Below are 22,739 nucleotides of genomic sequence, written 5' to 3' on the forward strand. Positions count from 1 at the left end.
AAAGGGCAGCCCCTGGCTGCCCTTTCCTATTTCAGAGACGATGCGGTTCAGAGGCTTTCGAACACGCCCGCCGCACCCATGCCCGTGCCGATGCACATCGTCACCATGCCGTATTTCTGCTGGCGACGGCGCATGCCGTGGACGAGGGTGGCGGTGCGAATCGCGCCGGTCGCGCCCAACGGGTGGCCGAGCGCAATGGCGCCGCCGAGCGGGTTGATCTTGGACGGGTCCAGACCCACGTCGCGAATCACCGCCAGGGCCTGGGCCGCGAAGGCTTCGTTCAACTCGATCCAGTCGAGCTGGTCTTGGGTGATGCCGGCCTGCTTGAGCGCTTTCGGAATCGCGGCGATGGGGCCGATGCCCATCACTTCCGGACGCACACCGGCGACCGAGAAAGAAACGAATCGCGCCAACGGCGTCAGGCCGTAATCCTTGATCGCCTGTTCCGAAGCCAACAGCACGCCAGCGGCGCCGTCGCTCATCTGCGATGAGGTGCCTGCGGTCACGGTGCCGCCGAACTGTGGGTTGCGGAAAACGGTGCGCAATTTGGCCAGGCCTTCCAGCGTGGTATCCGGACGCGGACCTTCATCGTTCTCGACCAGTAGCTTGCGTAGCTGGATGGTATTGCCAGCCAGGTTGGGCACGTGCGACATCACTTCATAAGGGGTGATTTCGCTGCGGAATTCGCCTGCCTGCATCGCTGCGATCGCTTTCTGGTGAGAGGCCAGCGCGAAGGCGTCCTGGTCCTCGCGTGAGACCTTCCACTCCTCGGCCACTTTCTCGGCGGTGATGCCCATGCCGTAGGCGATGGCCACGTGATCATTGTCGAACACGCTGGGCGCCAGGGCGATCTTGTTGCCCATCATGGGCACCATCGACATCGATTCGGTGCCGCCGGCCAGCATCAGGTCGGCGTTGCCCAGGCGGATCTGGTCGGCCGCCAGCGCCACGGCCTGCAGGCCCGAGGAACAGAAGCGGTTGATAGTCTGCGCGGCGATGGTGTTGGGCAATCCGGCCAGCAATAGGCCGATGCGCGCCACGTTCATGCCTTGCTCGCCTTCGGGCATGGCGCAGCCGATGATGGCGTCGTCGATGCGGCTCACATCGATGCCCGGGGCTTGGGCGACGACGGCTTTCAGCACATGCGCCAACATGTCGTCGGGACGGGTATTGCGGAACACGCCTTTGGGTGCCTTGCCTACCGGGGTGCGGGTGGCGGCGACGATGTAGGCTTCCTGGATCTGTTTGCTCATGGATAACTCCGGGATTCGAGATTCGGGATTGGGATTCGGTAGTGCAGGGATTCGGGCTTCGCTTTCACGAATCCCGAATCCCGTTTCCCGAATCTCAGTTTCTAAGCGGCTTGCCGGTCTTCAGCATGTGGCCGATGCGCGCCTGGGTCTTTTCCTGTTGCGCCAGTTCCACGAAGTGCTGGCGCTCGAGATTCAGCAACCATTCCTCGTCGACCAGCGATCCGCGGTCCACAGCGCCGCCGCACAGAACGGTGGCGATGCGCACGGCTATTTCATAGTCGTATTCGCTGATGAAGCGGCCTTCCAGCATGTTCACCAGCATCATTTTGAAAGTGGCGATGCCGACATCGCCGGCGACCTGGACGCGGCGCGCGGGCAGGGGCGGGCGGTAGCCGCTTTCGGCCAGCGCCAGCGCTTCCTGCTTGGCCACGTACAGCAGCTCGAAGGCGTTGAACACGATCTTGTCGGTTCGGCGCATCAGGCCGAGTTCCTGCGCTTCCATCGCCGAAGCGGACACTTTGGCCATCGCCACGGTCTCGAAAGTCTTCTTCAGTTCGGCGAACACATCGCCGCCCGCACCTGCCGCTTGCGAGGCGCGCACCGCAATCTCTTTCAGGCCGCCGCCTGCGGGCAACAGGCCGACGCCTGCTTCCACCAGTCCCGTATAGCTTTCCAACGCCGCCACGGTCTTGGCGCTGTGCATCTGGAATTCGCAGCCGCCGCCGAGCGCGAGGCCGCGCACCGCGGCCACTACAGGCACCAGCGAATACTTGATGCGTTGGCTGGTGGCCTGGAAGTTGGCGACCATGGCCTCGAAACCTTTCACATCGCCGGCTTGCAACAAACCCATGGCGCCGGAAAGATCGGCGCCGGCGGAGAACGGCTCGCTGTTCTGCCACAGCACCAGCCCCTTGAAGTCCCGCTCGGCGCGGCCCACCGCTTCCTGCAGGCCGTTGAGCACGTGGTCGTTGACGGTGTTCATCTTGGTCTTGAAGCCGACCACCGCGATGCCGTCGCCGTCGGTCCACATACGCAGGCCATCGTTCTCGAATACGGTGTCGCCGGCCGGGAATTTCTCGCCCAGCAGCGGGTCCGGGAAACGCTGGCGCTGGTAGACGGGCAGGGAAGAGCGCGGCAGTTTGGCGTTCTTGACCGGGCTGTAGCTGCCCTCGGCGGCGTGCACGCCTTCGCGACCGTCGAATACCCAGTTGGGCAACGGCGCGGAGCTCATGGTCTTGCCAGCGACGATGTCGTCGGCGATCCATTGCGCCACCTGTTTCCAGCCGGCCGCCTGCCAGGTCTCGAACGGGCCCAGCGCCCAGCCGTAGCCCCAGCGGATGGCGAGATCGACATCGCGCGCTGTCTCGGCGATATCGGCCAGGTGGTAGGCGCTGTAGTGGAACAGGTCGCGGAAGGTGGCCCACAGGAACTGCGCCTGGGGGTGTTGGCTTTCGCGCAGTTTGGCGAACTTTTCCGCTGGGTTCTTGAGCTTCAGGATCTCGACGACTTCCGGCGCGGCGAGGCCGGTCGACGGGCGATAGTCCTGGGCCTTCAGGTCGAGCACTACGATGTCCTTACCGACCTTGCGGAAGATGCCGGCGCCGGTCTTCTGTCCCAAAGCGCCCTTGGCGATCAGCGCTCCCAGCCATTTGGGCGCGGCGAAGTACTTGTGCCACGGATCGTTGGGCAAGGTGTCGCCCATGGTCTTGATGACATGGGCCATGGTGTCCAGGCCGACCACATCGGAAGTCCGGTAGGTCGCCGACTTCGGACGCCCGATCAGCGGGCCGCTGACGGCATCCACTTCATCGAAACCCAGGCCGAACTCGGCGGTGTGATGGATGCTGGCCAGGATGGAAAAAACGCCGATGCGATTGCCGATGAAGTTGGGCGTGTCCTTGGCGTAGACCACGCCTTTGCCCAAGGTGGTGACCAGGAAACCTTCCAGGCCTTCCAGCACGGCGGTATCGGTGACCTTGGTCGGGATCAGTTCGGCCAGGTGCATGTAGCGCGGCGGGTTGAAGAAATGCACGCCGCAGAAGCGGTGGCGCAGCTGTTCCGGCAGCACATCGGAAAGGGCGTTGATGCCCAGGCCCGAAGTGTTGCTGGCCAGCACCGCATGGTCGGCCACGAACGGGGCGATCTTCTTGTACAGGTCCTGCTTCCAGTCCATGCGCTCGGCAATGGCTTCGATGATCAGGTCGCAACCGCGCAGCTGTTCCAGGCCGCTGCTGTCATCAGGCGTGCCGTAGTTAGCCGGCGTGATGGCTTCGGCCAATGCTTTGCTGGCCAGCGGGGCGGGGCTGAGCTTGCTCAGGTTGGCGATGGCCTTGAGCACCACACCGTCTGGGTTCCCTTCTTTCGCAGGCAAGTCGAACAGCACGGTGTCCACGCCGGCGTTGGTCAGGTGCGCAGCGATCTGCGCACCCATGACCCCGGCTCCGAGCACGGCGACTTTGCGTACAAGTAATTTGTTAGACATATTATATAAGCCCTTGTTTATTAATTAAAATTATTCAGTTTCCGGCGCGGATTCCAGCTTCCGCGAAGCGGATCAATTCACGGGCGGCACGCTCACGGTGCGCCGCTTCGGTGACATCGGCGGGACGCTTGATCAGACCGAAGTCGGCCATGGCGTAGGTAAGCGCGCCGGCCAGGAAGTCGAGCCGCCAGTACAGCTCTTCTTTGCTCAGGCCAGGCACGCAAGTGGCGATCGCCTTGCCGAACTCGCGCAGCACGTGGCCGTAGTGGTCGGAGAGGAACTTGCGCAGGCCATCGTTCTTTTCCGCGTAGGCGCGTGCGACCACGCGCACGAAGGCGCCGCCGCCATGACGGTCCTGTGACATCGCCAGTGCGGGTTCCACGAACGCGGCCAGCACCGGCCGAAGCTCCCCGGGGTGTTGTTCTAAAGCGGTTTTTAGCTGGCTCAGGCGCAGCGCGGTCATGTCGTCCATGCGCCGACGGAAGACCTCGTTGACCAGGTTCTCCTTCGAGCCGAAGTGATAGTTGACCGCGGCGATGTTGACGTCGGCACGGCTGGTGACCTGGCGCAGCGAGGTGCCGGCGAAGCCATGCTGGGCGAACAGTTCCTCGGCGGCGCCCAGGATCCGGTCCTTGGTGGAGAAGTGGGTGGTGTTGGCCATAAGGCTCTCGGTAATCAAACGCTTGTTTGATTTTGTGCTTGGCGGCTTTGGAAGTCATGCTGCATCGCAGCAGATGGCGTATGGGCCGCTGCAAATGTGCTTCCGATACGTTAGAATTCCACTACGCTTTTTAGTCTAAGCCCGCGTTTCGACGCGGGTTTTTCATGTTAACCTCGGGTCCGCAGTGGCCCACCCAACGGAGAAAATCCATGGCGCTGGAGCGCACCCTGTCAATCGTCAAACCCGATGCCGTCGCCAAGAACGTGATCGGCGAGATTTATTCGCGTTTCGAAAAAGCCGGCCTGAAGATCGTGGCCGCCAAGTACAAGCAGTTGTCGCGTCGTGAAGCGGAAGGTTTCTACGCCGTGCACCGCGAACGTCCGTTCTTCAATGCACTCGTCGATTTCATGATCTCCGGCCCGGTGATGATCCAGGCGCTGGAAGGCGAGAACGCCGTGGCTTTGCATCGCGAGCTGCTCGGCGCCACCAATCCGAAGGATGCGGCACCGGGCACGATCCGCGCCGACTTCGCCGATTCGATCGACGCCAATGCCGCGCACGGTTCCGATTCGGTGGAGAACGCCGCAGTGGAAGTGGCTTACTTTTTCGCCGCGACCGAAGTGGTCGCGCGCTGAGATCGATGCCGTGAACGAGGTCGCCAAGAAACAGAACTTGCTCAACCTCGATCGCGAGGGGCTGGAGCGCTTCTTCGCCGATACCCTCGGCGAACAGCGCTACCGCGCCCATCAGGTGATGAAGTGGATCCATCACCGTTATGTCACCGATTTCGATGCCATGACCGACCTCGGCAAGGCGCTGCGCGCGAAGCTGCAGCAACATGCCGAGGTCGTGGTTCCGCAGATACAGTTCGAAAAGCCCTCCGCCGACGGCACCCACAAGTGGCTGTTGGGCATGGACGGCAAGAATTCCATCGAGGCGGTGTTCATTCCCGACAAAGGCCGCGGCACGCTTTGCGTTTCCTCGCAAGTGGGTTGCGCGCTGAACTGCCAGTTCTGTTCGACCGCCACCCAAGGCTTCAACCGCAATCTTTCCACTGCCGAGATCATCGGCCAGGTCTGGGTGGCGGCACGCCACTTGGGCAATGTGCCGCATCTGCAGCGCAAACTCACCAACGTGGTGATGATGGGCATGGGCGAGCCGTTGATGAATTTCGAGAACGTCGTGCGTGCGATGAGCGTGATGCGCGACGACCTGGGCTACGGCCTGGCCAACAAGCGAGTGACGCTTTCCACCGCGGGCATGGTGCCGATGATCGACCGTCTTTCGGTCGAGTCCGACGTATCGCTTGCGGTGTCCTTGCATGCGGCCAACGACGAGCTGCGCACGGAATTGGTCCCGTTGAACAAGAAATATCCGATCGCCGAACTGATGGCTGCGTGCGCGCGTTATGTGCAGCACAACAAGAAGCGCGATTCGGTGACTTTCGAATACACCATGATGCGCGGCGTCAACGACCAGCCACAACATGCCCGCGAACTGGCGCGCCTGATGCGCCAGTTCGACAACACGGTGCAGTCGAAGGACGCGGGCAAGGTCAATCTGATTCCCTTCAATCCGTTCCCGGGCACGCGCTATGAGCGCAGCACCGAGGCGGACATCCGTGCGTTCCAGAAGATCCTGCTGGATGCGCAGGTACTGACGATGGTGCGGCGCACCCGGGGCGACGACATCGACGCGGCCTGCGGGCAGCTGAAGGGGCAGGTGGTCGATCGCACCCGGCGCCAGGCCGAATTCCGCCTGCATTTGCAGTCGCAAGGAATCGATGATGCGGCTGCGTAGTGCTGCATTCGCCGCGCTGGTCGTACTGCTGCCGTTGTTCACCGGATGCCGGGCCTTTATGGAGCCGGCCATCAAGGAGCAAGGCGCCGAATGGGTGGCCCCGGATTACCACGTTGCCGATAACGCCAAGACCACCCAGCGAATGGCATTGGAGCGCAGGCTGAGTTTGGCCGAGCAGCGGTTGCGGGCAGGTGATCTCAAGTCGGCCGAGGCCGAGGCCACGGCGGCGCTGAAGGCAAGCCCTTCGTCCGCTGACGCTTTGACCTTGCTGGCCGTCATTGCAGACCGTAAGGGAGCCGAAACCCAGGCGGGCGATTACTACAAACGAGCCGCCGAGGTGGCGCCCAAGCAAGGCGGGGTGCTCAACAACTACGGGGCTTGGTTGTGCGGCAATGGCTTTCCTGCGGAGTCCTTGGTCTGGTTCGACCGCGCCCTGGCGGCGCCCGGATACGGCAGCCCGGAGTCGGCGCTGGCCAATGCCGGAGGGTGCGCGTTGAAGACCGGTCAGTACGACCGCGCCGACCGCGATTTGCGCAAAGCGCTCTCAATAGCCCCGCAAAACGCCTATGCGCTAGCCTCCCTGGCCGAGAGCGAATACCGTCGTGGTCGCTATTTTGAAGCGAGAGCGTTCACAGAACGAAGATTGGCTGCTGCACCCGCCACCGTAGCCGTGCTACAACTGGCGGCTGGGATAGAAGAGAAGCTGGGCGACAAGGCCGCCGCCAGCCGATATGTTCAGCGGTTACGGGCGGAGTTCCCCGAAGTGGTTACCGCGAACCCTGGGGAAAAATCGAGACCATGACTGACCAGACACCACTGGACCTGCCGTCCGCGGGTCGTTACGCCGAAGGCTGCGGGTCCGTCCTGCGCCAGGCACGCGAGCGTGCGGGACTGAGTCTGCAGGAGGTAGGCAGCCAGTTGAGGATGCCTGTCCGTGTAGTGCAGGCATTGGAAGAAGAGAACTGGCAGGTGCTGGGGGCGCCGGTATTCCTGCGCGGCCAGCTGCGCAGCTACGCCAAGTTGCTCAAGGTCGACATCGAGCCGTACCTGGAACGCGTCGATCTGCAGGGTGTGCGCCCGGCGGACCTGGTCAGCCGCAGCCACACCCCGCGTTACCAACGGGTGCTGGAAAGCGTCGCGCGCCGCGCGGTCTATGTAGTCATCACCGCGGCGATCGCGGTGCCGGTCTGGGTGGCCACCCAATCGCATCTGAAAGGTTCTTCCCAGACCACTGCTTCGCTGGATGTCGTGCCTGCACCTGCCGCATCGGCTGGGCAGAGTGCCGGTGCGGACAGGCCGTCGCCGTCCATTGCCGGTGCGCAAGCTGCGCCATATGTCGCGTCGCTGACGCCTCTGCCGCGTAACGGCGCCAATGGGTTGAGCCTGCGCATGACCGGCGACAGCTGGGTGCAGATCGATGCGCCGGATGGCGCCAACCTCGAGTACGGGCTGCTCAAAGCCGGCGAGGAACGCAGTTTCCGCAGCGGAGAAGTCGGGCGCGTCGTGCTGGGCAACGCGGCGGCGGTCGAGGTTCAGCAAGCAGGTAGTACGGTGGACCTGACGCCGTACAAGCGAGCGAACATTGCGCGCTTTGCGGTATCCTCTGATGGTTCCCTCGCGCCGGTCGCTGACTGACCAGCGCGCGCTGGCCCCAACAGATAAGCTTCCAACAGACACCCTGTCCAACCCCGAACCGAAGACCCCGCCTAGACGGGGCGAGAGTACGCATGGCGATCGACGATCTGCTCGACGAGCACGAACAAAGCGAGCGCGTCCGCAATTGGCTGAAAAACAACGGCGCCGGATTGATCGGCGGCATAGCCTTGGGACTCGCGGTGATTTTTGGCTGGCAGTGGTGGCAGAAGCGCCAGGTCCAGCAGGCCGAACAGGCCAATGTGAGTTACCAGTCCGCATTGGATAGCATCGGCACGGCCGATCTCAAGAAAGCCCAGGCCGAAGTCGGGAAGCTGGAAGACGGCAACGCCTATGCGAACCTGGCCGCGTTGCGGCTGGCCAAGGCCCAGGTCGACGCCGGACAGGCGGAAGCGGCCATCGCCACGCTTCGCGGCATCAAGGCGGATCAGACGCTGCAATCACTGGTCGATCTACGTCTCTCCAGGCTGCTGACCGACGCGGGCAAGGGCGAAGAAGCCCTGAAAATCCTGGGCGACGCTGCCGACAGCGCCAGCCTGGAGGCGCGCGGCGACGCGTTGCTGGCCACGGGCAAGCGCGATCAGGCGCGCGACACTTATTTGAAAGCTCTGACCGGGATGGATGTGGCTGCGCCGCAACGTCGTCTGGTCGAGCTGAAACTCAGCGATTTGGGCGGCACTCCGCCCAAGCCCGCGCAACCAACTTCATGAGGCCGGTTTTCATGCTCGAACGTATTATGTTCAAACGCATTATGGCGATCGCGGTCCTGGCAGTGGTGCTGTCCGGCTGCAGTACGGTCAAGGGTTGGTTCGGCGGCAAGGGCAAGGACGACGGCAAGCCCACCGAGCCGGCGGAACTGGTCGACTTCACCGCCACCGCCACGGTTTCCAAGTTGTGGAGCGCCAACGCGGGCAAGGGCGAAGATCGCTTGGGTGTTCACCAGGGTCCCGCGGTGGCGGACGGTCGCGTCTATGCCGCAGCCGTCGAGGGCGGCGTGCGCGCCTTCGACTTGCAGACCGGCAAGAGCGTGTGGCAATACAAGTCCGAAGAACGCTTGGCGGGCGGTCCCGGGGCCGGCGACGGTCTGGTGGTCGTTGGTTCGCTGGATGGCAAGGTGATCGCGCTGGATGCGGCCACCGGCGCCGAGAAGTGGCAGGCCAAGGTTCCCAACGAAGTGATCGCTGCGCCTGCCATCGGGCAGGGCCTAGTGCTGGTGCGATCCAACGATGGCCGCGTGTCGGCTTTCGATGCGGCCACTGGCGAGCGCCGTTGGTTCTCCAACCATGATCTTCCCAGTCTGAGCGTTCGCGGCAATGCGCCGGTAACCCTGGCCCCCGGCATCGTCTTCGTCGGCAACGACGACGGCACCCTTTCCGCCATGGGCCTGAACGATGGGCGTCCGCTGTGGAACCAGGTGATCGGCGTACCCGAGGGACGTACCGAGCTGGAACGGATGGCTGATGTCGACGGTGCGCCGGTACTCGACGGCACCACGGTCTATGCCACCAGTTTCAAGAAGGAAACTGTCGCCATCGACGGTCCCAGCGGCCGTCCTTTGTGGAGCCGCGATAATGGCGGACCGGGTGGTCTGGGCTTGTCCTCGGGCAACGTGATCGTTTCCGACCCGGCCGGTTCGGTCTGGGCGCTGGATAAGGCCTCGGGTGCCCCGCTCTGGTCCAATACGTCGCTGGCCCGTCGTTCGCTGACAGCGCCCACGGTGCAGGGCGATTTCGCGGTGGTCGGCGATTTCGACGGCTACGTGCACTGGCTGCGGTTGGACAACGGACAAGAAGCCGCCCGTGAACGCGTTGGCGGCAAGGCCGTGCGCGCCAAACCGGTGGTGGCCGACGGGATCCTGCTGGTGCAGAACGTCGAAGGCGAATTGAGCGCGTTCCGCCTGCAATAACTCGGCCCGCCAGCCTTGGCCGGCAGCGGGAAAAAAGCGCACGCTGGTGCGCTTTTCTTGTATCGGCCATGCCGAGCTGCCGAATAGGAGATAATCCTGTCCGCAAAGCCTGCCGCGCAGGCCAGCAATCTCCATTTTTCTTCTCCGGCTTCTTAATATGCTTCCCCTCGTCGCACTGGTCGGCCGCCCCAATGTGGGCAAATCGACGCTCTTCAATGCACTCACGCGCAGCCGCGACGCGTTGGTCCACGACCAGCCGGGAGTGACCCGCGACCGTAACTACGGCATCTGCCGCCTGGACGAGGACAAACCGTTCATGGTGGTGGACACCGGCGGCATCGCCGGCGAAGAGGAAGGCCTTGCAGGTGCGACGGCACGCCAGGCGCGTGCCGCGGCCGAAGAGGCGGACCTGGTCCTGTTCATCGTCGACGGCCGCGAAGGCGCGTCGACGCTCGACGACGACATCCTGACCTGGCTGCGCAAGACCGCACGCCCGACCTTGCTGGTGATCAACAAGATCGACGGCCTGGAGGAATCCACGGCGATCTCGGAGTTCTCGCGCTACGGCTTCAACGACGTCATCACCGTTTCGGCCGCGCATCGTCAGGGCATCGACGAGCTATTGGAAGAAGTGCAGAAACGCGTTCCAGAGGTAGGCACTACCGCGGTCCTGGACAACGATCCAGCGCGCGTACGTATCGCCTTCGTTGGCCGTCCCAACGTCGGCAAGTCGACTTTGTTCAATCGCCTGCTCGGCGAAGAGCGCATGATCGCTTCCGAAGTGCCGGGCACCACCCGCGATTCCATTTCCGTGGACATGGAGCGGGACGGACGCCAGTACCGGCTGGTCGATACCGCCGGCCTGCGCCGCAAATCCAAGGTCGAGGAAGCGGTCGAAATCTTCAGCATCATCAAGACGCTGCAGTCGATCGAGCAATGCCAGGTCGCGGTGCTGATGCTGGACGCCACCGAAGGCGTGACCGACCAGGATGCCACCGTGCTGGGCGCCATCCTGGACGCTGGTCGCGCGCTGGTGATCGCGGTGAACAAGTGGGACGGCCTGGAGACCTACCAGCGCGAGCAGACCGAATCGCTGCTGTCGCGCAAACTGAATTTCGTGGAATGGGCCGAGAACGTCCGCATTTCCGCCAAGCACGGTTCGGGGTTGCGCGAGCTGTTCCGCGCCATCCACCGCGCGCATGCCTCGGCCACCAAGGAACACGGCACCAGCGAAGTGACCAAGGCCATCGAAGTGGCCTATGAAACCAATCCACCGCCTGCCGTTCGCGGTAGCGCGCCGAAATTGCGGTTCGCGCATCCGGCCGGCCTCAATCCGCCGACCTTCGTGGTGCATGGCACGCGGCTGAAGAATTTGCCGGAGTCGTACAAGCGCTACCTGGAGAACTTCTTCCGCAAGCGCTTCAAGATGGTGGGGACGCCGGTGCGCTTCATCTTCAAGGATTCGGTGAATCCGTACGAAGGCAAGAAGAACGTGCTGACCGACAAGCAGGTAGCCAAGAAGCGCCGCTTGATCCGGCACGTCAAACGCGGCAAATAAGCGCGGCATCCGATAGCGAGACGATGGGCGGCTTTCCCACACGCATCAGCTACGACGACGCCTCGCGCATCGTCGACCATATCGCCAGCGAACGCCGGCTGGCCCACGAGCGGCTGGCGATCAAACGCGTGGACGGACGCATCCTGGCCCAGGATCTCACCGCATCCATCAGTCTGCCGGCCTTCGACAACAGCCGGATGGACGGCTTCGCGCTGCGCCATGCCGATTTGAATCCGGAAAGCGGCACGGAGTTGCGCATCGTCGGCGCGCAGTTCGCAGGACCGCTGCTGGACCAGGCGCTGCAGTCCGGTCAATGCATTCGCATCACCACCGGTGCGCCGCTTCCGGAAGGCGCCGATACGGTCGTCATCAAGGAAGAGACGCACGAACGCGATGGCTTGCTGACGGTGCCGGCAGGCGTGGCGGCTGGCGCCGACATTCGCCGCGCCGGCGAAGACGTGCGGGTCGGCGAGGTGGTGCTTGGCGCAGGCTCGGTCCTGTTTCCCGCCCGCGTCAGTCTGGCGGCCGCGCTGGGCGTGGCCGAGCTGGAGGTCTCGCAGCGTCCCACGGTCGCGGTGTTCACGACCGGCGATGAACTGGTGGAACCGGGGCTGCCGCTGCTTCCTGGGCAGATCTACAACAGCAACCGCGAACTGCTGATGGGTCTGCTCCGCGCCGAGGGACTGGAACCGGTCGCGTGGCCGACCTTGCCGGACGATCCTGCCCGCATCGAAACCGCGCTGCGCGATGCGGCCTCGGCTTTCGACCTGGTCATCACCTGCGGCGGCGTTTCCGCCGGCGAGAAGGACCACCTGCCTGCGTTGCTGGCCGCGCAGGGCGGAATCCATTTCTGGAAAGTGAAAATGAAACCGGGCATGCCGGTGCTTTTCGGAAATCTGGATCAGGCGCTGTTCTTGGGCTTGCCCGGCAATCCGGTTTCGGTGCTCGCGACTTTTCTCACTCTGGGCCGCAGACTATTGGACGGTCTGCAGGGCAGGGCGGAGCCGCGCGCAAAGCGTTTCGCCCGGCTCACAGCGTCGTGGAATAAATCGCACGAGCGTCTGGAGTTCTTGCGTGGGCGCCTTCAGTACGGACAGGACGGCGTGCTTGGCGTAGCGCCCAACAGCGCAGATGCTTCCCACCGCCTGCGTGCGGCGGCCGACAGCGATGTGTTGATCGTTTTGGGGGAGGGGGCGCAGGAATTCCCGATCGGCAGCGTGGTGGAAGTGCTGGTTTACTAGTTTTTCCTTCTCCCACCGGGAGAAGGTGCCCGGAGGGCGGATGAGGGAATGGACTTTCAGGTCATGTGAAGGTTCACTAGTCAGTGATTGTCCCGCCCTCATCCGTCGCTTCGCGCCACCTTCTCCCGGAGGGAGAAGGAAAGCGCAAACAGCGCGATAATCCCTCCATGCCGATTTCCGAAATCACCCCCGCACAAGCCCGTCAGCGCCAGGCGCATGGTGCGGTCCTGATCGACGTCCGCGAGGCGCACGAGCGCGCGAGCGGACAGGCCGAAGGTTCGCTGGGCATCGCCAAAGCCGAGCTCGAAGCCGATCCTGGCCTGCATCTGCCGGAACGCGCCACGGAGATCCTGCTGATCTGCCAGAGCGGCGCGCGCTCGATGCAATCGGCCGCTTTCCTCAGCGAGGCCGGGTATCGGAATCTGTCTTCGGTCGCCGGAGGCACCACGCGCTGGATCTCCGAGGGTTTGCCGGTGGTCAAGCCGCAGCTAGATGCGGACGCCGCCGATTTCATGGATCGCTACTCGCGCCATCTGCGCTTGCCGGAAGTAGGCGTAGAAGGACAGCGCAAGCTGGAGGCTTCGCGGGTGCTTATGATCGGCGCCGGCGGGTTGGGATCTCCGGCTGCGTTCTATCTGGCGGCGGCGGGAGTTGGCCATTTGCGTATCGCCGATGACGATGTGGTGGACCGCAGCAACCTTCAGCGCCAGATCCTGCACACCGAGGCGCGGATCGGCGAAGCGAAAGTCGCTTCGGCGCGGACGGCGCTGTCCGCGTTGAATCCGCGCACGCGATTGGAAGCGGTCGCCGAGCGCGTCGTCGCCGGCAATGTCGAACGCCTGCTGGCCGACGTGGACGTGGTGATCGACGGCGCCGACAATTTCCCGGCCCGTTACCTGCTCAACGACGCCTGCGTGAAGCTGGGAAAACCGCTGGTGTACGGCGCGGTGCAGCGTTTCGAAGGGCAGGTCAGTGTGTTCGACGCCGGACGCCATCGCGGACAGGCGCCGTGCTACCGCTGCCTGTTCCCTGAGCCGCCGGCAGCGGAGTTCGCGCCCAATTGCGCCGAGGCCGGCGTGCTGGGCGTATTGCCTGGCGTGATCGGGCTGCTGCAGGCCACCGAAGCCATCAAACTATTGCTTGGCATCGGCGAACCACTGCGCGGACGATTGCTGCATTTCGACGCACTGGCGATGCGTTTCCGTGAAATGCGGCTGCGGCCGGATCCGGAGTGCGCGGTTTGCGCGCCGGGCAAGCCGTTCCCCGGCTATATCGATTATCAAAAATTCTGTGGGGCTTGATCCGGAGTAGACCATGCGTACCCTTTTGCTCATCGTGATCGGTCTGGTGGTCATGGCGTTGGCCATGTGGCTGACCAAGCCAGTCAAGCGCACGACCACCGCTTGGCTATTCACCGCTGTATGGTTATTGGCGACGTTGTGGAATCTGTACACCGGCATGTCGCATGGATATTCGCTGCAGGAAGAGCTGCCCATCCAAATAGGCATCTTCGCCATACCCGTGCTGGGCGCATGGATGCTGGCGTGGAAGAGTCGCGGCCGTTGAAGTCGGACTACCGTTTGGAAGGGGGATCGCCAAAGTGAACGCTCATTCCCGTTCGTTGCTGCGCAAGCGCGGCCAGCACGACAGCGGCAAGGTTTCCATGGTCGAGTTGTTCTTCGATCTGGTGTTCGTTTTCGCCGTCACCCAGTTGTCGCACGGTCTGCTGGCGCAGCAAACGCCGATTGGCGCGCTGCATACGCTGATGCTACTGATGGCGGTTTGGTGGTTGTGGATATTCACCTCTTGGGTCACCAATTGGCTGGATCCAGAGAAAGTGCCGGTGCGGGTCATGCTGTTCGCGCTGATGTTGGGCGGGCTGTTGATGTCGTCTTCCATACCGGATGCGTTCGGCGAAAAAGGCTTGCTGTTCGCTTGCGCCTTCGCAGCGATGCAAGTCGGCCGCAATTTGTTCATGCTCTGGGCCTTGCGCGGGGAAGGGGCCGCGCAGTCGCGTAATTTTCTGCGCATCCTGATCTGGTTTCTGGCTTCCGCAGTGTTCTGGCTGTGGGGCGGCTTCGAGCAGGGCGCGTTGCGCACCGGTTTGTGGCTGGTAGCGATCGCGATCGAGTATGTGTCTCCGTCGGTTAGCTTTTGGGTGCCAGGACTGGGGCATTCGACCACCGCCGAATGGGATGTGGATGGCAGCCACATGGCAGAACGCTGCGGGCTGTTCGTGATCATCGCGCTGGGCGAATCCATCCTGGTGACCGGGGCCACCTTCGCGGGACTGCCCGGCACCAACATCGCGGCAGCCGCTTTCCTGGTTTCCTTTTTGGGCAGCGTGGCGATGTGGTGGATGTACTTCGATACTGCCGCCGAGCGCGCCAGCCACCGCATCGCGCATTCCGACGATCCGGGGCGCATCGCCCGGCTCGCCTACACGTATATGCATCTGTTGATCATCGCCGGCATCATCGTCTGCGCCGTGGCCGATGAAATCGTGCTGGTGCATCCGGGACACGCCGAGACCATGGGTATCGCCGTCATCCTGGTCGGACCGGCGCTGTATCTGCTGGGCAATGCCTTGTTCAAATGGACATCGAACGACCGCAAGCTGCCGCCGTTGTCGCACCTGATGGGGCTTTCGTTGTTGGCGGTGTTGGCGCCCTTCGCATTCGCGCACCAGCTGTCGGCACTGGCCCTGGGCGCCGCTACCACCAGCGTGATGATCCTGGTCGCCGCCTGGGAAAGCATCGCCCTGCGTCGGATGTCGCGTACGGCACCATGAAAGCTGCAGCGCCCGGACTCGGAATCGCCGCTGACAGCGGTTAACCTGTAATGCCCGCCGCAGGACATCCAATTTGGCCACCGAAGCCGTCTCCAGTGACCTGATCAAGGTCGTCGCCCTGCTCGGCGCCGCTGTGGTGGCCGTACCCATCTTCCGGCGTTTGGGACTGGGCTCGGTGCTGGGCTATTTGGCGGCAGGGTTGCTCATCGGTCCTTTCGGTTTCGGCTGGTTCTCCGACCCGCAATCCATTCTGCATGTGGCCGAATTGGGCGTGGTGATGTTCCTGTTCGTCATCGGGCTGGAGATGCAGCCTTCGCATCTGTGGAGCCTGCGTCGGCAGATCTTCGGGCTCGGCAGCCTGCAGATTGCGGTGTGCACGGTTGCGTTGACGGGAGTCGGGCTGGCTTACGGTTTCAGCGTGCCGGTGTCGTTCGTCGGGGCAGCGGGTTTCGTGCTCACCTCGACGGCCATCGTCATGCAGCTTTTGGGCGAACGTGGCGACATAGCGCTGCCGCGCGGGCAGAAGATCGTGTCGGTGCTGCTGTTCGAAGACCTGCTGATCGTGCCGCTGCTCGCGGTCGTCGCCTTCATGTCGCCGGTGGTGCCGGACCATGCGGATGGCTCGCGGTGGATCAGCGTCGGCATTGGCGTGGCCAGCCTTGCGGGGCTTATCGCGGCGGGCATCTGGCTGCTCAATCCGTTGTTCCGGATCCTTGCGTCCGCCAAGGCGCGCGAAGTGATGACCGCAGCAGCGCTGTTGGTGGTGCTGGGTTCGGCGTTGTTGATGCAGGTCGGTGGCTTGTCGATGGCAATGGGCGCGTTCCTGGCCGGCGTGCTGCTGTCCGAATCCACCTTCCGGCACCAGATCGAAGCGGATATCGAACCCTTCCGCGGTATTCTGCTTGGTCTGTTTTTCCTTAGCGTGGGCATGTCGCTGGACTTGGGCGTGGTGGCGGGCAACTGGCCGTTGATCGCGTCCGGCGTGCTGGCGATGATGGCGGTGAAAGCACTGTGCATCTACGTGGCGGCACGTGCGACCCACAGCCCGCATTGGGAGGCGCTGGATCGCGCCGTACTGATGGCGCAGGGCGGCGAGTTCGCCTTCGTGCTGTTCTCCGCGGCGGCGGCGGCCCGTGTCATCGATGCCACGGTCAACGCCAACCTCACCGCCATCGTGGTCCTGTCGATGGTGCTGACGCCGTTGTTCGTGATCGCGCTCAAACGCCTGACGCCGAAGGTCCAGGAGTCGCTGGAAGGCATCGACGAGGCGCGCGGGCTCAGCGGCAGCGTGCTGATCATCGGTTTCGGCCGTTTCGGCCAGGTCATGAGCCAGTCGCTGCTTGCGCGCGACGTGGATGTGACCATCATCGACACCGATATCGAGATGATCCGCAGCGCCGAGGAGTTTGGCTTCAAGATATATTACGGCGACGGCACGCGCTTGGACGTGCTGCATTCGTCCGGCGCCGACAAGGCGCGTGCGATCGCGGTCTGCATCGACGACCGCATCGCCGCCAATCGTATCGTCGAGCTGGCCAAGGCGGAATTCTCGCAGGCGCGCCTGCTGGTGCGTTCGTACGACCGCGAACATTCGCTGGAGTTGATCAACGCCGGCGTGGATTATCAGATTCGCGAGACTTTCGAATCCGCTGTTGACTTCGGCGCTGCGGCGCTGGTCGAGCTGGGGGTCGCACAAGAAGAAGCCGAGCGCATCGCCAGCGAGATCCGGCGCCGGGATGCCGAGCGTTTCGAGCTGGAAATGGCGGCTGGGGATGTTCGCGCCGGCGCGCCCTTGATGCTGGGCAATGTTCCCAAGCCCAAGCCCACACCGTTCACCACGCCCAAGCGAGAAGGACAGGCCTTGAACGAAGAGACGGCGGAAGTGATCAAGAGCCCGGACTTGGACTCGCGTACCGGCTAGCGCAGAAAATCGCGCAAGGCCGCGGCGTAGCGCGGATCGTCCGAGATATCGTTGTGGCCGGCCTGTGGAAAGTCGATCACCTGTGGTCCGCTTGGCAGCGAAGCCAGCAATTTGTCCGTATTGGCCGGCGGAATCACTTCATCGCGGCCGGCGCGCAGTACCAGCAAGGGGCCGCGATATTGCGCTAGGTAGCTGACGGAATCGTAGCTGTCGCGCACGAACCAGCGCACGGGAAACCACGGATAGTGAGACTGTGCAACCGCCGCGAGATTGTCGAACGGGGTCACCAGCGCCAGTCTTTCCACCGGCCGGTGCGAGGCGACATAGCTGGCTACGCCACTGCCCAGGCTGCGGCCGACGACAGCGATGGCCGCCGGGTGCTGTTCGCTTACTTCGTCGTAAAGCGCCAGCGCGTCGCCGAACAGGGCGGCCTGATCCGGTTTGCCTTCGCTTGCGCCGTAGCCGCGGTAGGAGACCAGGTAGACCGTGCGGTCGGGAAATAGCTCGGAGAATTCCACGCGCGACCTTTCCAGCCGTTCGGCATTGCCGCCGAAGTAGATGACCGCCCTGGTTTTGTCGGGATTCAATCGCCAGCCGCGCAAGGTGATTCCGTCGTGTACCAGACTGAAGTTCGTCTCCTGCACGGCTATCCGCGTCTCGGCCGGGTAATAGATCAGATCGCGCTGTTTGAAGAAGAGCAGGGCGCAGATGCCGCTGTAGGCGAGTACGGGCAGCGCGGCGATTCCGAATAGCGACTTCTTCAGCATCCCCATCAGCCGTGACGCCGCTGCGCCTGGGCGAATGCGGCCAGTTGCTCCGGAGTGGCGTCCTGCTGGAACTTCGCCTTCCATTCCGCGAACGGCATGCCGTACACGCGTTCGCGCGCTTCGTCCTTGCTCATCGGCTGGCCGGCGGCTTCGGCCGCTTCACGGTACCAGTCGGACAGGCAGTTGCGGCAGAAGCCGGCCAGGATCATCAGGTCGATGTTCTGCACGTCGCTGCGTTCGACGTTGAGGTGCTGCAGCAGCCGGCGGAAGGCGGCGGCTTCGAGTTCGGTGGTGTCGGACATGGCTTAATCGGGGACAATAGGGTCCAACGACTTTACACCCCCGCCGCCGATGACCTCTGCTTCTCCCAGCCTCCCCAGCGCCCGCATCCTCGACGGCCGCCGCATCGCCGAGAACCTGCTCGACGAACTCAAGGCCAAGGTCGACCTCCGCGTCGCCGCAGGCCTGCCGCGTCCCGGCCTGGCGGTGGTGCTGGTGGGGGGCGACCCCGCTTCCACCGTCTATGTGCGCAACAAGCGCCGCGCGGCGGAGAAGGTGGGCATCGAGGCCTTCGACCACGACCTGCCGGCGGGTACCTCCGAGCGCGAACTGCTGGCCCTGATCGACCGGCTCAACGCCGACCCCAAGGTCCACGGCATTCTGGTGCAGCTGCCGCTGCCCGGCATTTCCGACGCCAGCCGCTTGATCCACCGCATCGACCCGCGCAAGGACGTGGATGGCTTCCATCCCGAGAACGTCGGTCACCTGGCTTTGCGCGAATTCGGCCTGCGCCCGTGCACACCGCGCGGCATCACCACGCTGCTGGGCTATACCGACCAGCCGGTGCGCGGGCAGAACGCGACCATCGTCGGCGTCAGCAACCATGTGGGCAGGCCGATGGCGCTGGAACTGCTGATTGCGGGTTGCACGGTGACCAGCTGCCACAAGTTCACTCCCGCCGCGGTGCTGGAGGCGCGGGTGCGCGATGCTGACATTCTGGTAGTGGCCGCCGGCCGCCCGGGGCTGATTCCGGGGGAATGGGTCAAACCGGGATCGGTGGTCATCGACGTGGGCATCAATCGGCTGGAGGACGGCAGTCTGGTTGGCGACGTGGGTTTCGAAGCCGCCGCCAGGCGGGCCAGTTGGATCACTCCGGTTCCAGGAGGGGTAGGGCCGATGACGGTGGCCACGCTGATGCAGAACACGCTGGAAGCGGCCGAGGCCGCAGCTTAAAGCCCCTCTCCCATCGGCGCCCGAAGGGTGTGCAAGGCTGAGAGGGGTTGGGGTGAGGGTGCGGCGAAGTCCGGTTGGTTGTTCTCGCGCTACTGACTCCGCCGTACCCTCATCCGCCCCCGTATCAAGTACGGGGCAGGCTCTTCGGGCACCTTCTCCCGAGGGGAGAAGGGGGCGCAACACTTCGTTGCATCGTCCGCGTAGGGACATTTCAGTCGCCGAAATAGTACAATTACGCGCTTCCCCACCAAACGGGTCCGCCGATGCTACGCATCCAGGCTGAAGCTCTTACCTACGACGACGTTTCCCTCGTCCCCGCGCATTCCCTTGTTCTGCCCAAGGATGTCGACCTCGGCACGCGCCTGACGCGCGACCTGCGGTTGAAACTGCCGATCGTCTCCGCGGCCATGGATACCGTTACCGAAGCCCGCCTGGCCATCGCCATGGCCCAGCTGGGCGGCATCGGCATCATCCACAAGAATCTCACCGTCGAGCAGCAGGCGGCCGAAGTGGCCAAGGTCAAGAAATTCGAGGCCGGCGTCATCAAGGATCCCTTTACCGTGGGTCCGGAGACCACCATCGGCGACGTGCTGGCCCTGACCCGGGCGCGCAACATCTCCGGCGTGCCGGTCGTCGAAGGCGGCCAGTTGCTGGGCATCGTCACCAGCCGGGACATGCGCTTCGAAGCCAAGCTGGACGATCCGGTCCGCCACATCATGACCAAGAAGGATCGCCTGGTCACCGTACGCGAAGGCGCCAGCGATGGCGAAGTGGTGCAGCTGCTGCACAAGCACCGCATCGAGAAGGTCCTGGTGGTCAACGACAACTTCGAGTTGCGCGGCCTGATCACGGTCAAGGACATCCAGAAGAAGACCGACAACCCCAACGCCGCCAAGGACAGCGCTACGCGCCTGCTGGTCGGCGCCGCATTGGGTGTGGGCGGCGATACCGATCAACGCGTGGAAGCGCTGGTGGCGGCCGGCGTGGACGTGGTCATCGTGGATACCGCGCACGGCCATTCGCAAGGCGTGCTGGATCGCGTGGCCTGGATCAAGAAGCGTTTCCCGCAGCTGCAGGTGATCGGCGGCAACATCGTTACCGGCGATGCGGCGCTGGCGTTGATGGACGCCGGAGCGGACGCGGTCAAGGTCGGCGTGGGTCCTGGCTCCATCTGCACCACGCGCATGGTCGCAGGCGTCGGCGTGCCGCAGATCACGGCGGTGTCGATGGTGGCCGAAGCCTTGCAGGACCGCATTCCGCTGATCGCCGATGGCGGCATCCGTTATTCGGGCGATATCGGCAAGGCGATCGTCGCGGGCGCCGCCACGGTCATGATCGGCGGCTTGTTCGCCGGTACCGAGGAAGCGCCGGGCGAAGTCGAACTGTTCCAGGGTCGCAGCTACAAGAGCTATCGCGGCATGGGTAGCCTGGGCGCGATGGAAAAGGGCAGCAAGGACCGTTACTTCCAGGATGCGAGCGATGCCGACAAGCTGGTGCCGGAAGGCATCGAAGGCCGCGTGCCGTATCGCGGATCCGTCGGCAACATCATCCACCAGCTGGTCGGCGGCCTGCGCGCCACCATGGGTTATGTGGGCTGCGCCACCATCGACGACATGCAGAAGAAGCCCCAGTTCGTCACCATTACAGGTGCCGGGCAGCGCGAGAGCCATGTGCATGACGTGCAGATCACAAAGGAACCACCTAACTACCGGATGGGTTGATCTGCGCGAAATAAACAAGTCGTCATTCCCGCGAAGGCGGGAACCTAGCGACTTGTAGCTTTTTTACGTAAGCGATAGAGCAACGTCACTGGGTTCCCGCCTTCGCGGGAATGACGGGTTTAATTTTTCACTTGCCGGATCGGGCGGCGTTCGCGAACCATGACCAACATCCATACCGACAAGATCCTCATCCTCGATTTCGGCGCGCAGTACACGCAGCTGATCGCGCGGCGCATCCGCGAGATCGGCGTGTATTGCGAAATCTGGGCCTGGGACCACGATCCCGCGGAAATCGCCGCGTTCGGCGCCAAAGGCATCATCCTGTCCGGCGGCCCCGAATCCACCACCGAAGCCGGCGCGCCGGCGGCGCCGCAGCAGGTATTCGATGCAGGCTTGCCGATCCTGGGCATCTGCTACGGCATGCAAACCCTGGCCGCGCAGCTGGGCGGCGCGACTGAAGCGGCGGATGCGCGCGAGTTCGGCCACGCGGAAGTGGAGGTCATCGCGCCGGATACTTTGTTCGCCGGCCTCAACGACCATCCAGGCAAGACGCCGCGCCTGGATGTGTGGATGAGCCATGGCGACCATGTGTCGAAGGCGCCTCCCGGCTTCACCATCACCGCAGTGACCGACCGCATCCCGGTCGCGGCCATGTCCAACGAGGACAAACGCTGGTACGGCGTGCAGTTCCATCCGGAAGTCACCCACACCCGCCAGGGCGAGACGCTGCTGCGCCGCTTCGTGGTCGATATCTGCGGTTGCAAGACGTTGTGGACGGCGGCCAACATCATCGAAGACCAGATCGCGCGCGTGCGCGAACAGGTCGGTAGCGACGAAGTCATCCTCGGTTTGTCCGGCGGCGTCGATTCCTCCGTGGTGGCGGCGCTGCTGCACCAGGCCATCGGCGACAAGCTCACTTGCGTATTCGTCGACACCGGACTGCTGCGCTGGAACGAAGGCGATCAGGTGATGGCGATGTTCGCCGAGCACATGGGCGTCAAGGTCATCCGCGTCAATGCCGCCGACCGCTATTTCGAGGCGCTCGAGGGCGTCGCCGATCCGGAAGCCAAGCGCAAGATCATCGGCAACCTGTTCGTCGAGATCTTCGATGAGGAGTCCGGCAAGCTGGCCAACGCCAAGTGGCTGGCGCAGGGCACCATCTACCCGGACGTCATCGAATCGGCCGGCAGCAAGACCGGCAAGGCGCATGTGATCAAGAGCCATCACAATGTGGGCGGCCTGCCGGAACACATGAAGATGGGCCTGGTGGAACCCTTGCGTGAGTTGTTCAAGGACGAGGTGCGCCGCTTGGGCGTCGAACTCGGCCTGCCGCGCTCCATGGTCTACCGCCATCCGTTCCCGGGTCCAGGCCTGGGCGTGCGCATCCTGGGCGAAGTGAAGCGCGAGTACGCCGAACTGCTGGCGCAGGCCGACGCCATCTTCATCGAAGAATTGCGCAAGGCCGATCTGTACGACAAGACCAGCCAGGCCTTCGCCGTGTTCCTGCCGGTGAAGTCGGTCGGCGTGGTCGGCGACGCGCGCGCTTACGAGTGGGTGATCGCCCTACGCGCGGTGGAAACCATCGACTTCATGACCGCGCACTGGGCGCACCTGCCTTACGATTTCCTGGGCACGGTCTCCAACCGCATCATCAACGAACTGCGCGGCATCTCGCGTGTGGTCTACGACATCAGCGGCAAGCCGCCGGCGACCATCGAGTGGGAATAAGAGGCTGTTTCGTGAGACAAGCTG

General features: G+C 63.6%; 20 protein-coding genes. 15 read left to right on the forward strand and 5 right to left on the reverse strand.

Annotated features, from left to right (window positions below):
- Positions 1-47 precede the first annotated feature (47 nt).
- From J2W94_RS04625 to J2W94_RS04635, 3 genes are all read right to left on the reverse strand, one after another.
- A complete protein-coding gene (locus J2W94_RS04625; RefSeq protein WP_310090564.1) occupies positions 48-1,253 on the reverse strand; it encodes an acetyl-CoA C-acyltransferase in 1,206 nt (401 codons plus the stop codon).
- A 94-nt stretch (positions 1,254-1,347) separates the two neighbouring features.
- Positions 1,348-3,735: a 3-hydroxyacyl-CoA dehydrogenase/enoyl-CoA hydratase family protein gene (locus J2W94_RS04630; protein ID WP_310090566.1), complete on the reverse strand. Its 2,388-nt coding sequence runs from the start codon at positions 3,733-3,735 to the stop codon at positions 1,348-1,350.
- Between the two features lie 34 nt (positions 3,736-3,769).
- On the reverse strand, positions 3,770-4,396 hold the full coding sequence (locus J2W94_RS04635) for a TetR/AcrR family transcriptional regulator (protein ID WP_310090568.1): 627 nt from the start codon (positions 4,394-4,396) through the stop codon (positions 3,770-3,772).
- A gap of 209 nt (positions 4,397-4,605) precedes the next feature.
- Between J2W94_RS04635 and ndk the strand changes: the two genes are divergently transcribed.
- From ndk to J2W94_RS04695, 12 genes are all read left to right on the forward strand, one after another.
- Positions 4,606-5,031: a nucleoside-diphosphate kinase gene (gene ndk / locus J2W94_RS04640; RefSeq protein ID WP_310090570.1), complete on the forward strand. Its 426-nt coding sequence runs from the start codon at positions 4,606-4,608 to the stop codon at positions 5,029-5,031.
- A 10-nt stretch (positions 5,032-5,041) separates the two neighbouring features.
- A complete protein-coding gene (gene rlmN / locus J2W94_RS04645; RefSeq protein ID WP_310090573.1) occupies positions 5,042-6,196 on the forward strand; it encodes a 23S rRNA (adenine(2503)-C(2))-methyltransferase RlmN in 1,155 nt (384 codons plus the stop codon).
- Complete coding sequence (pilW, locus tag J2W94_RS04650) at positions 6,183-6,998, forward strand: type IV pilus biogenesis/stability protein PilW (protein WP_310090575.1); 816 nt, start codon at positions 6,183-6,185, stop codon at positions 6,996-6,998. Before rlmN ends, pilW begins: the two co-directional genes overlap by 14 nt.
- Positions 6,995-7,831 (forward strand): helix-turn-helix domain-containing protein, encoded by an 837-nt coding sequence (locus J2W94_RS04655; protein ID WP_310090577.1) that lies wholly within the window; start codon positions 6,995-6,997, stop codon positions 7,829-7,831. The genes pilW and J2W94_RS04655 overlap by 4 nt, the downstream gene beginning before the upstream one ends.
- A gap of 92 nt (positions 7,832-7,923) precedes the next feature.
- Entirely contained in the window at positions 7,924-8,559 is a 636-nt protein-coding gene (locus tag J2W94_RS04660; RefSeq protein WP_310090579.1) for a YfgM family protein, read from the forward strand.
- An 11-nt stretch (positions 8,560-8,570) separates the two neighbouring features.
- Positions 8,571-9,755: an outer membrane protein assembly factor BamB gene (gene bamB, locus J2W94_RS04665; RefSeq protein ID WP_310090581.1), complete on the forward strand. Its 1,185-nt coding sequence runs from the start codon at positions 8,571-8,573 to the stop codon at positions 9,753-9,755.
- Between the two features lie 157 nt (positions 9,756-9,912).
- A complete protein-coding gene (der, locus tag J2W94_RS04670) occupies positions 9,913-11,313 on the forward strand; it encodes a ribosome biogenesis GTPase Der (protein WP_310090583.1) in 1,401 nt (466 codons plus the stop codon).
- A 23-nt stretch (positions 11,314-11,336) separates the two neighbouring features.
- Positions 11,337-12,554, forward strand: a complete 1,218-nt coding sequence (locus tag J2W94_RS04675; protein WP_310090585.1) for a molybdopterin molybdotransferase MoeA — start codon at positions 11,337-11,339, stop codon at positions 12,552-12,554.
- Positions 12,555-12,721: 167 nt separating this feature from the next.
- The gene (gene moeB / locus J2W94_RS04680) at positions 12,722-13,855 is read left to right on the forward strand and encodes a molybdopterin-synthase adenylyltransferase MoeB (RefSeq protein WP_310090588.1); all 1,134 of its coding nucleotides are present in this window, start codon (positions 12,722-12,724) and stop codon (positions 13,853-13,855) included.
- A gap of 13 nt (positions 13,856-13,868) precedes the next feature.
- The gene (locus tag J2W94_RS04685) at positions 13,869-14,120 is read left to right on the forward strand and encodes a hypothetical protein (protein ID WP_310090590.1); all 252 of its coding nucleotides are present in this window, start codon (positions 13,869-13,871) and stop codon (positions 14,118-14,120) included.
- 34 nt (positions 14,121-14,154) lie between these two features.
- A complete protein-coding gene (locus J2W94_RS04690; protein WP_310090592.1) occupies positions 14,155-15,345 on the forward strand; it encodes a low temperature requirement protein A in 1,191 nt (396 codons plus the stop codon).
- 73 nt (positions 15,346-15,418) lie between these two features.
- On the forward strand, positions 15,419-17,266 hold the full coding sequence (locus J2W94_RS04695) for a monovalent cation:proton antiporter-2 (CPA2) family protein (protein ID WP_310090594.1): 1,848 nt from the start codon (positions 15,419-15,421) through the stop codon (positions 17,264-17,266).
- Here J2W94_RS04695 and J2W94_RS04700 read toward each other — a convergent pair.
- Together J2W94_RS04700 and J2W94_RS04705 are read right to left on the reverse strand one after the other, a co-directional pair.
- Positions 17,263-18,039 (reverse strand): alpha/beta hydrolase, encoded by a 777-nt coding sequence (locus J2W94_RS04700; RefSeq protein WP_310090597.1) that lies wholly within the window; start codon positions 18,037-18,039, stop codon positions 17,263-17,265. The two genes, J2W94_RS04695 and J2W94_RS04700, sit on opposite strands and share 4 nt — an antisense overlap.
- The gene (locus J2W94_RS04705) at positions 18,039-18,335 is read right to left on the reverse strand and encodes a DUF1244 domain-containing protein (RefSeq protein ID WP_310090599.1); all 297 of its coding nucleotides are present in this window, start codon (positions 18,333-18,335) and stop codon (positions 18,039-18,041) included. The genes J2W94_RS04700 and J2W94_RS04705 overlap by 1 nt, the downstream gene beginning before the upstream one ends.
- 49 nt (positions 18,336-18,384) lie before the next feature.
- Between J2W94_RS04705 and folD the strand changes: the two genes are divergently transcribed.
- The 3 genes from folD to guaA all read left to right on the forward strand — a co-directional run bounded on the left by folD (position 18,385) and on the right by guaA (position 22,715).
- Complete coding sequence (gene folD / locus J2W94_RS04710; RefSeq protein ID WP_310090602.1) at positions 18,385-19,266, forward strand: bifunctional methylenetetrahydrofolate dehydrogenase/methenyltetrahydrofolate cyclohydrolase FolD; 882 nt, start codon at positions 18,385-18,387, stop codon at positions 19,264-19,266.
- Between the two features lie 263 nt (positions 19,267-19,529).
- Positions 19,530-20,987, forward strand: a complete 1,458-nt coding sequence (guaB, locus tag J2W94_RS04715) for an IMP dehydrogenase (RefSeq protein ID WP_310090604.1) — start codon at positions 19,530-19,532, stop codon at positions 20,985-20,987.
- Positions 20,988-21,146: 159 nt separating this feature from the next.
- Positions 21,147-22,715: a glutamine-hydrolyzing GMP synthase gene (gene guaA / locus J2W94_RS04720; protein WP_310090606.1), complete on the forward strand. Its 1,569-nt coding sequence runs from the start codon at positions 21,147-21,149 to the stop codon at positions 22,713-22,715.
- The last annotated feature ends 24 nt before the right edge of the window (positions 22,716-22,739 follow it).

This window comes from Pseudoxanthomonas sacheonensis (assembly GCF_031455975.1).
Taxonomy (GTDB): Bacteria; Pseudomonadota; Gammaproteobacteria; order Xanthomonadales; family Xanthomonadaceae; genus Pseudoxanthomonas_A; species Pseudoxanthomonas_A sacheonensis_A.

What these genes read in the sequence shown, in the direction of transcription:
- bamB (WP_310090581.1), top strand. Translation starts at nt 8,571, where the DNA reads ATGCTCGAACGTATTATGTTCAAACGCATTATGGCGATCGCGGTCCTG.
- der (WP_310090583.1), top strand. Translation starts at nt 9,913, where the DNA reads ATGCTTCCCCTCGTCGCACTGGTCGGCCGCCCCAATGTGGGCAAATCG.
- J2W94_RS04660 (WP_310090579.1), top strand. Translation starts at nt 7,924, where the DNA reads ATGGCGATCGACGATCTGCTCGACGAGCACGAACAAAGCGAGCGCGTC.
- guaA (WP_310090606.1), top strand. Translation starts at nt 21,147, where the DNA reads ATGACCAACATCCATACCGACAAGATCCTCATCCTCGATTTCGGCGCG.
- J2W94_RS04700 (WP_310090597.1), bottom strand. Translation starts at nt 18,039, where the DNA reads ATGGGGATGCTGAAGAAGTCGCTATTCGGAATCGCCGCGCTGCCCGTA.
- J2W94_RS04685 (WP_310090590.1), top strand. Translation starts at nt 13,869, where the DNA reads ATGCGTACCCTTTTGCTCATCGTGATCGGTCTGGTGGTCATGGCGTTG.
- J2W94_RS04635 (WP_310090568.1), bottom strand. Translation starts at nt 4,396, where the DNA reads ATGGCCAACACCACCCACTTCTCCACCAAGGACCGGATCCTGGGCGCC.
- folD (WP_310090602.1), top strand. Translation starts at nt 18,385, where the DNA reads ATGACCTCTGCTTCTCCCAGCCTCCCCAGCGCCCGCATCCTCGACGGC.
- ndk (WP_310090570.1), top strand. Translation starts at nt 4,606, where the DNA reads ATGGCGCTGGAGCGCACCCTGTCAATCGTCAAACCCGATGCCGTCGCC.
- moeB (WP_310090588.1), top strand. Translation starts at nt 12,722, where the DNA reads ATGCCGATTTCCGAAATCACCCCCGCACAAGCCCGTCAGCGCCAGGCG.
- J2W94_RS04705 (WP_310090599.1), bottom strand. Translation starts at nt 18,335, where the DNA reads ATGTCCGACACCACCGAACTCGAAGCCGCCGCCTTCCGCCGGCTGCTG.
- J2W94_RS04675 (WP_310090585.1), top strand. Translation starts at nt 11,337, where the DNA reads ATGGGCGGCTTTCCCACACGCATCAGCTACGACGACGCCTCGCGCATC.
- pilW (WP_310090575.1), top strand. Translation starts at nt 6,183, where the DNA reads ATGCGGCTGCGTAGTGCTGCATTCGCCGCGCTGGTCGTACTGCTGCCG.
- J2W94_RS04630 (WP_310090566.1), bottom strand. Translation starts at nt 3,735, where the DNA reads ATGTCTAACAAATTACTTGTACGCAAAGTCGCCGTGCTCGGAGCCGGG.
- J2W94_RS04655 (WP_310090577.1), top strand. Translation starts at nt 6,995, where the DNA reads ATGACTGACCAGACACCACTGGACCTGCCGTCCGCGGGTCGTTACGCC.
- J2W94_RS04625 (WP_310090564.1), bottom strand. Translation starts at nt 1,253, where the DNA reads ATGAGCAAACAGATCCAGGAAGCCTACATCGTCGCCGCCACCCGCACC.
- guaB (WP_310090604.1), top strand. Translation starts at nt 19,530, where the DNA reads ATGCTACGCATCCAGGCTGAAGCTCTTACCTACGACGACGTTTCCCTC.